This is a genomic window from Streptococcus oralis (genome assembly GCF_001579025.1).
Taxonomy (GTDB): Bacteria; Bacillota; Bacilli; order Lactobacillales; family Streptococcaceae; genus Streptococcus; species Streptococcus oralis_X.
Genome location: NZ_KQ970235.1, coordinates 548,647 through 555,725, shown reverse-complemented (window position 1 = coordinate 555,725; position 7,079 = coordinate 548,647). Strand labels below are relative to the sequence as shown.

Annotated in this window: 5 protein-coding genes; all 5 read right to left on the bottom strand. The window is 40.6% G+C overall.

Annotation, left to right across the window (positions count from 1 at the left end):
- Window positions 1–2,220: glucosaminidase domain-containing protein (locus SORDD27_RS02600; protein ID WP_081103336.1), on the bottom strand; the 2,220-nt coding region annotated here is incomplete at its 3' end.
- 110 nt (window positions 2,221–2,330) lie between these two features.
- Complete coding sequence (locus SORDD27_RS02595; RefSeq protein ID WP_196755619.1) at window positions 2,331–3,317, bottom strand: dihydroorotate dehydrogenase; 987 nt, start codon at window positions 3,315–3,317, stop codon at window positions 2,331–2,333.
- Complete coding sequence (locus SORDD27_RS02590) at window positions 3,280–4,080, bottom strand: dihydroorotate dehydrogenase electron transfer subunit (protein ID WP_061427151.1); 801 nt, start codon at window positions 4,078–4,080, stop codon at window positions 3,280–3,282. The genes SORDD27_RS02595 and SORDD27_RS02590 overlap by 38 nt, the downstream gene beginning before the upstream one ends.
- A gap of 246 nt (window positions 4,081–4,326) precedes the next feature.
- A complete protein-coding gene (gene gloA / locus SORDD27_RS02585; protein ID WP_061427150.1) occupies window positions 4,327–4,707 on the bottom strand; it encodes a lactoylglutathione lyase in 381 nt (126 codons plus the stop codon).
- A 97-nt stretch (window positions 4,708–4,804) separates the two neighbouring features.
- A partial coding sequence (locus tag SORDD27_RS02580; RefSeq protein WP_231069270.1) for a molecular chaperone DnaJ occupies window positions 4,805–7,079 on the bottom strand: 2,275 nt, incomplete at its 5' end.

The window sequence follows — 7,079 nt, the reverse complement described above, 5'->3', positions numbered from 1 at the left end:
CATCATGATGCTAGCAATCTTCTCACCCCAGTAAGGATCGGAAGCATAGCGAACATTCATTCCAGTTGCCTTGTTTCCAAGGTGGTCTCTGCCGTAGTCAATGTAATTCTCACGAATCCACTTGGCCGCTCCAAGGATTCCTTTATCCACATTATCAAAACTCTTGGCTGAGAGATATGGGCTAGTATCATAAGCAGCAATACCAAAGAAGTTGTTCTTATCTCTGGCAATTTGACTGCGACCCCAAGCACTTTCAAGGGCACTATGTGCCATCAAGTAAAGGGCATTGACACCGTAGCGTTCCTCAGCTTCTTTGAAAGTCGCTCCTTTACCTGCTAGAGGACTATCCTGCAAGTTCATCATCGAATACAGTTTATCCAATTCAGCTGCACTATAATTACTTGGTTCTCTCAAGTTTTTATAGAGGAAAGGATTTTTAATGGTAAAACCATCAAAATGCTCCCCGTCAGTTGAGTAGTACTTCTTACCAATAACCATAGCAGATGTGTGTGGAGCTACTTTGATACTCGTGTATGGAGAGAGTTCATGGTAGAGGAATTTCCCATCACTAGTATAATGAGGGATAAACTCGCTTCCTTCATCTACTGCTGTCAAATCACTTTGATTCATATAGCCAGACAAGCCAGAAATCGAAACTGCAAGTCGGCCGCCTTTTCGCGTCGAGCTATCCAGTGAAACAATGCTTCCTTGGTTAATGTAACTCAAGATTTCTCCAGATGCACTATAGACATAGGCAGTGATTGGTTTAACTTTGTAATATTTGGTTTTATCCGCAACATGCCATCTACCAGAAGCATCCAAGGTATGACCATCCACAGTTTCATTTTTTGCCATATAACCGCCTGATTTAAGGTAGTACCATGATTGGTCGGATGAATCGTAGATTAATTCTTTCTCAGCCATCTTTCCATTTGACTTGAGGTAGAACCAGTTATTCTTGTACCATACCCACTCACTCGCAGCCATATAACCACCAGATTTGAGATAGTAGTAACCATTATCCCAGAGCCATTCTTTATTGGCATAATTTCCATCAGAGTTGATATAGAACCATGAGTTATAATTCTTATCAAAGAGCCATCCTTTACCAGCTTTTGATCCACTACTTGTCACATAATTACGGTCAATCCAAGTTTCCGTAGAGAGGTAGCCACCAGATTTGAAATGGTAATCCTTGCCTTTGATGGTTTGCCAACCTTTTTCAGCATAGGTTCCGTCAGCTTTCAAGTAAAACCAAGAGTTATAATTCTTGTCAAAGAGCCATTCCGATTTCAATTTAGCTCCACTCTTCGCAACATAGAAACGATCTATCCAGCGCTCGGTAGAAAGATAGCCGCCTGATTTGAAATGGTAATCTTTTTCTTTAATCGTTTCCCAGCCTTTTTCGGCATAGGTTCCGTCAGCTTTCAAGTAAAACCAAGCATCATAATTCTTATCAAAGAGCCATTCCGATTTCAATTTAGCTCCACTCTTCGCAACATAGAAGCGATCAATCCAACGTTCAGTAGAAAGATAACCGCCTGATTTAAAATGGTAGTCCTTCCCATCTATAGTTAACCACCTATTTTCAGCATAGGTACCATCTTGTTGAAGGTAGAACCAACTGCTATAGTTGTCATCATAAATCCAGGCTTGTTTAACCTTATTACCATTTTCTGATATATAGCTTTTACCAAGCCAAGCATTTTTCAGCATTTTACCTTGTGAATTGATGTAGTACTGGTTCTCACCTTGAGTGATCCACTCATCTTTGGCCATTTTCCCGTCTTCTTTAAGGTAATATTTTTCTTGACCTTGTTGAATCCATTCTTTTTGAGCTTTCTGACCATCAGACTTTAGATAATACCAGGATTCTTTTTCCTGATTAAATACCCACTGTTCCTTTGCTTTAGCACCACTTTCAGTCACATAGTACTGGCCAACCCACGTTTTCGTAGCTAATTTTCCAGCTTCGTTAAAATAGTAATCTTTACCACCAACTGTCAACCAGCCATTTTCTGCACGTTGACCATTATCTTTAAGATAAAACCAGTTCTGATGCGTTTGGTCAAAAAGCCATTGCTTGGTTGCTGGTTTCCCGTCTGCTTTGAGGTAGGTCTTTCCTTGCCAAGTCCCCTCTTCTGCTTTTGCTGTCTCCACTACAGTAAAAAAACACCCCAATAAGCCAGCACTTACTAGGGCCACTTTCCATCGTTTCATTTAAATGCTCCAATAACGTTTTCTAAACCCTATTGTAACATAGTTAATCGACGGAAATATTACAAATTGATGAAGATTCTATTTCTTGTTGACGATAAGGAAAGACTAGCTTATCTCAGACTGGCTTTGACTTCCTTGCGTAATTCTTCCAAACTGCTAATGCCATACTTATCCATGACTTTTGGTAGATGTTCGATGATATCAGGACAAGCGTAAGGATTGGTAAAGTTGGCTGTTCCAACTCCGATGGCAGATGCACCAGCTAGATACATTTCTATCGCTGCTTCAGCCGAATCCACTCCTCCCATTCCAATAATGGGAAGGTCGGTTGTTTGGGCGACTTGGCGGATGAGTTTGAGGGCTACTGGAAAGACTGCTGGACCTGACATTCCACCTGTTCCATTGGCTAGGATTGGCTTTCTGGTTTTGAGGTCAAAGCGCATACCAACTAGAGTATTGATCATGGTTAGGCCACTTGCTCCTGCATCTTCTGCTGCTTTAGCAATAGTGACAATATCCGTCACGCTAGGGGTTAACTTGACATAGACTGGCACATCAGAAGCTTCGACAGCTACTTTTACCACTTCATAAGCTAGATCAGGATCTTGCCCAATCAAAAGTCCATGATTGCCGTGATCCACATTCGGACAAGAGATATTGAGCTCGATCGCTTTTACATTAGCTGCCTTGGAAATTCCCTGAGAAACGGCAGCGTACTCTTGTTTTGAAAAGCCAGCTACATTAGCTATGATAGGAAGTGTTGGATATTCTCTTTCCAGCCAAGGCAGTTTTTCAGCTAAAACAGCTTCTAAACCAGGATTTTGCAAACCGATTGCATTGAGCATACCAGCAGGTGTCTCTGCAACTCTGGGAGTTGGATTGCCAAAACGGGGTTCAAGTGTCGTCGCCTTGATCATAATGGAGCCTAAAAGGTCTAAATCATAGTACTTGGCATACTCCTGACCAAAACCAAAACAGCCTGATGCTGGAATAATCGGATTTTTCAAATCCAATCCCGGTAGAGAAACTTGTAAGCGATTTGTAGTCATGACTTTCTCCTTATAATACAACTGTTCCTGTGCGGAAAACAGGGCCATCTTCACAGACACGTTGGCTGACGGTTTCACTATCTGGCACTTTTAGGACGCAGGCATAGCAAGCTCCCATCCCACAAGCCATACGAGATTCTAGAGATAGATAGGCTCTTGGATGATCATAAAATCTTTGATTGATATACTTCATCATTCCAGGAGCCCCACATGAGTAAACAGCATCAAATTGACTGTCTAAATCATTGATGACGACTGACACATTTCCCTTAATGCCATAAGAACCATCATCAGTCGTTACAAAAACCTGACCATACTGGGTTAATTCTGTTTCGAGAATAACAGCATCCTTGTTGGCAAAACCGAGGACTGTCACTACTTTCACCCCACGCGCATACAATTCCTTGGCCACCTCAAGCAAGGGTGGAACACCAATACCCCCACCAACAAGGAGAACTTGGCTCGGGTCGTCCAGGTCAGACAAGTCAAAACCGTTCCCCTGAGGTCCCATCACATCAAGTGTATCACCCTGACTTAATGTTGAAAAAATAGCGGTCCCTGCACCCTCAATCCGATAAATGAGTCGACACTGCTTCTTAGCCTTGTCAATAGATGAGATTGAAATAGGACGACGCAAGAGATGGGCATCATCAGGCACACGCAGATGAAGAAATTGGCCTGCTCGCATGGCTTCAACCATCTCTCCTTCTAGAACTAATTCAAAGATTGCTGGCGCAATTGCCTCTTGTGCGACCACCTTCATGGTTTCCAAACGAATCGCACCCATACGCTTCTTACATGTGGGATTCATGATTTTCCTCCTTAAATTTTAAGGGGACCAGATAAAGAAAAGACCTTGCTATTGCAAGGTCTCAGTCGAGATAGGACAGAACTCATGCGCACACTTAAAAAGTCTCCGCAAAGAGTCCCCTATCCCTTTTATCTGACACCTTGTGAGTCTCTCTGGACTCCCCTTAAAGGTTAAATTTGTATTAGTATACTCTTTCAAAGTAAAAAAGTCAAGTAGAAAACGAACATTCTACTTGATCTTACTGGATTATTTTTCACGAATGACTTCGACCTTGTAGCCATCCGGATCCTTGACAAAGTAATAGTTTGGTGGGTTACCTGGTAGGCCTTTGGGCTCTGTAACCTCATAGCCTTTAGCGCTATGTTCTTGATGTAGGGCCTCAAGGTCAGGTGTACTGAGGGCGATATGGGCAAAGCCATCTCCTACTACATAAGGACCGTGATCATAGTTATAGGTTAACTCCAACTCGTAGTCATCACCCTCAAGTCCTAGATAGACAATGGTGAAAGCATGATCTGGAAAATCTCTGCGACGTAATTCTTTAAAACCAAAAGCATCTTGATAAAATGCAATTGATTTTTCAAGGTTTTCTACTCGCAAGCAAGTGTGTAGCATTTTTGAAGCCATTTTCATTACCTCTTTCGTTTTAATAGTTCTATTATACCTTTATTCAGGAAAATTTACTAGAAACTTGAACCAGAGTCCTCTTCTCTAAGCTTTCATTCTAAGCAGCACTTTTACGATTTTCCTTGCGTATATTGCGAATAAGGAAAAGCATGATCAGGATAAAAAGCCCCTCGAGGAAGTAGAACGTAAATTCGCTGTTCATGATTAGTAAGTCTTTGTAATGATAGTTATTACCGAAAACTGAATTTGGTGCGAATAGGATTCTGAATAGTCTTCTTAAGAAAATAAAGATCTGCAATCCATAAATCATAAAGACCTTCTTCACACCAATCATGAAGCCTTGTTCCTTTGTAAAATAAGACAAAGCGATTCCATTTAACAAGAGGATAACGGTTATGGCCAGAGTTTCATTTCGTAGAATAGTTGGATCAAAGATATCTAAACGGCTGTGAATATATGGCAACGTTTGAAAGAGTAGAATTCCCAAGATTGCTGGAAGAAGGATTTTCTTCAGAGATGGTGGAAATCCAGGACTAAATCTTGTAAAGGACAAGCAAATCACAAGGATTGCAAAAATATGGAAGTAAGATATTGCAACTCCTGAAATAGTCTGGCTTTGATTTGCCAAAGCAGAAAGAAAACCAGCAGAAAGAAAGATACCGATAGGAATCAGCTTATCCAAAGAATAATCCCACTTCAGCCCCTGACTCACTTGGAAACCATCGATGAAGCTGAAAAATGTAATAAACATAAGGGCACCAATGAGACCAAACGGTAAGGATGGAATGACGAGGGTCAATAGCAAGATTAGTAGGAACCATGGATGGGGGCTGTAGTAGAATTTCCGTTTTTCCCCCCTAGCAGTCACTCCTTCCTCAATCGGTGTTTTCCTTAATTTTAGCATATAGACGTAAAAGAGAGAAAACATACCCGCATGAACCCATGAATTATAACCCGGTCGCTCTATAATACTGAGTATCAAACTCACAATCGTAAATAGACTAAAGAAAAACTGAAGAAACTTATTTTTAAAGACTTGTATTTTTTTCCAATCCAAATAAGAGAGCTTGGCCTTCGGATGACTAAGTTCATAGGCATAAACTGTCATCTCTTCTAGTTTCTGGTCTGTCTCCTCCGTCATCATTTGGGGAGCCATTTTAGAAGTAGGAAAAGGAGCTAAAACATATCTCAGGAGCTCCCCGTCTGTGAATCGACGGTACTCCTTATAGATCTGTTGAAGCAAAACCGTTAGAATGCGTGGTCTTCCTTTAAAGTAGCTTCTCCACTTATCCCAATCATTGATATCTTCATCGTTCTTAGTGAGTTTATCTATATAAAGATAACCTTCATTGTACCAGTAATCAAAATTTTCTTTTTTGTTAAGTGCATACTCCTCTACCACTGAAGGATAAGAATGGATACTCTTCCAGAAATGGAGTTTTTTCAGGTAAGGATTTGATTCCTCATCACTGTAACGCTCTACAAATTGAAGAACGAGAGCTAACACTTTCGCATTGGTTAAAGGATAGACGTCCACCTTTTCTAACAAATCAAGTAGGAGCGTGTGATCTTGAACTGATTCAAAAAGGTATTGCCAATCACGTAACAGTTTGTACTCGTCTTGATAGCGAGCATGGAGCAACTCATAGAAGGCTGCCTCAACTTCATCTGGATTATCTAGAGAGTAGTGACTAAAGTCAACGTTTTCTCCCAGCTCCTCTTTTACTTCTTCTAAGTAATCAGCCAAGTCATTCAAGAGTGGATAATCCTCTTCAAATATGACTTGTCGGTTTTTTTCAAGGATATAGCTTAAAACAGGAACGCTCTTGATTATTTGACGATTCTGATTTACTTGATCCAAGACCATAAAGCTCAGATAGGGGTGCTTGAAAAATTCTATCCAAGAGCTCAATTGATTTGCTTTGTTAAAATCATGGAGAATTTCTTGGCAAAGTTTATAAGAATAATAGAATTCTTCAGTGGCTTCATGGGCGCTTTCAAGCGAACTGCCTTCCTCTTCTGCTATAGCTCTTTTAACTTTCCAATACTTCAGTTTATAGTAATAGCTCCAGTACTTAAAGTCAGGTATATAGCCTTCTAGCAAGGGAATGAGGATAGAGAATTGCTCCGGTTTGTTAAAAATATAAACATCCATTTCCTCTAAAACGGATTGAACAATGTCCATATCATACTGATACTGATGAAAGAACTGACGCCATAGATGCTCTTGTTCTTCTGGACTGTAATCATCATTTTTAACAATACTTTCAATCGCATTTCGGATCAGATAAGTTTCTTCATTATAACCGCTAAAGTCAAGAGTAGACCTTGTTAATCCTTCTTGCCCCTGGTTCTCTTCATTATCAAACGTT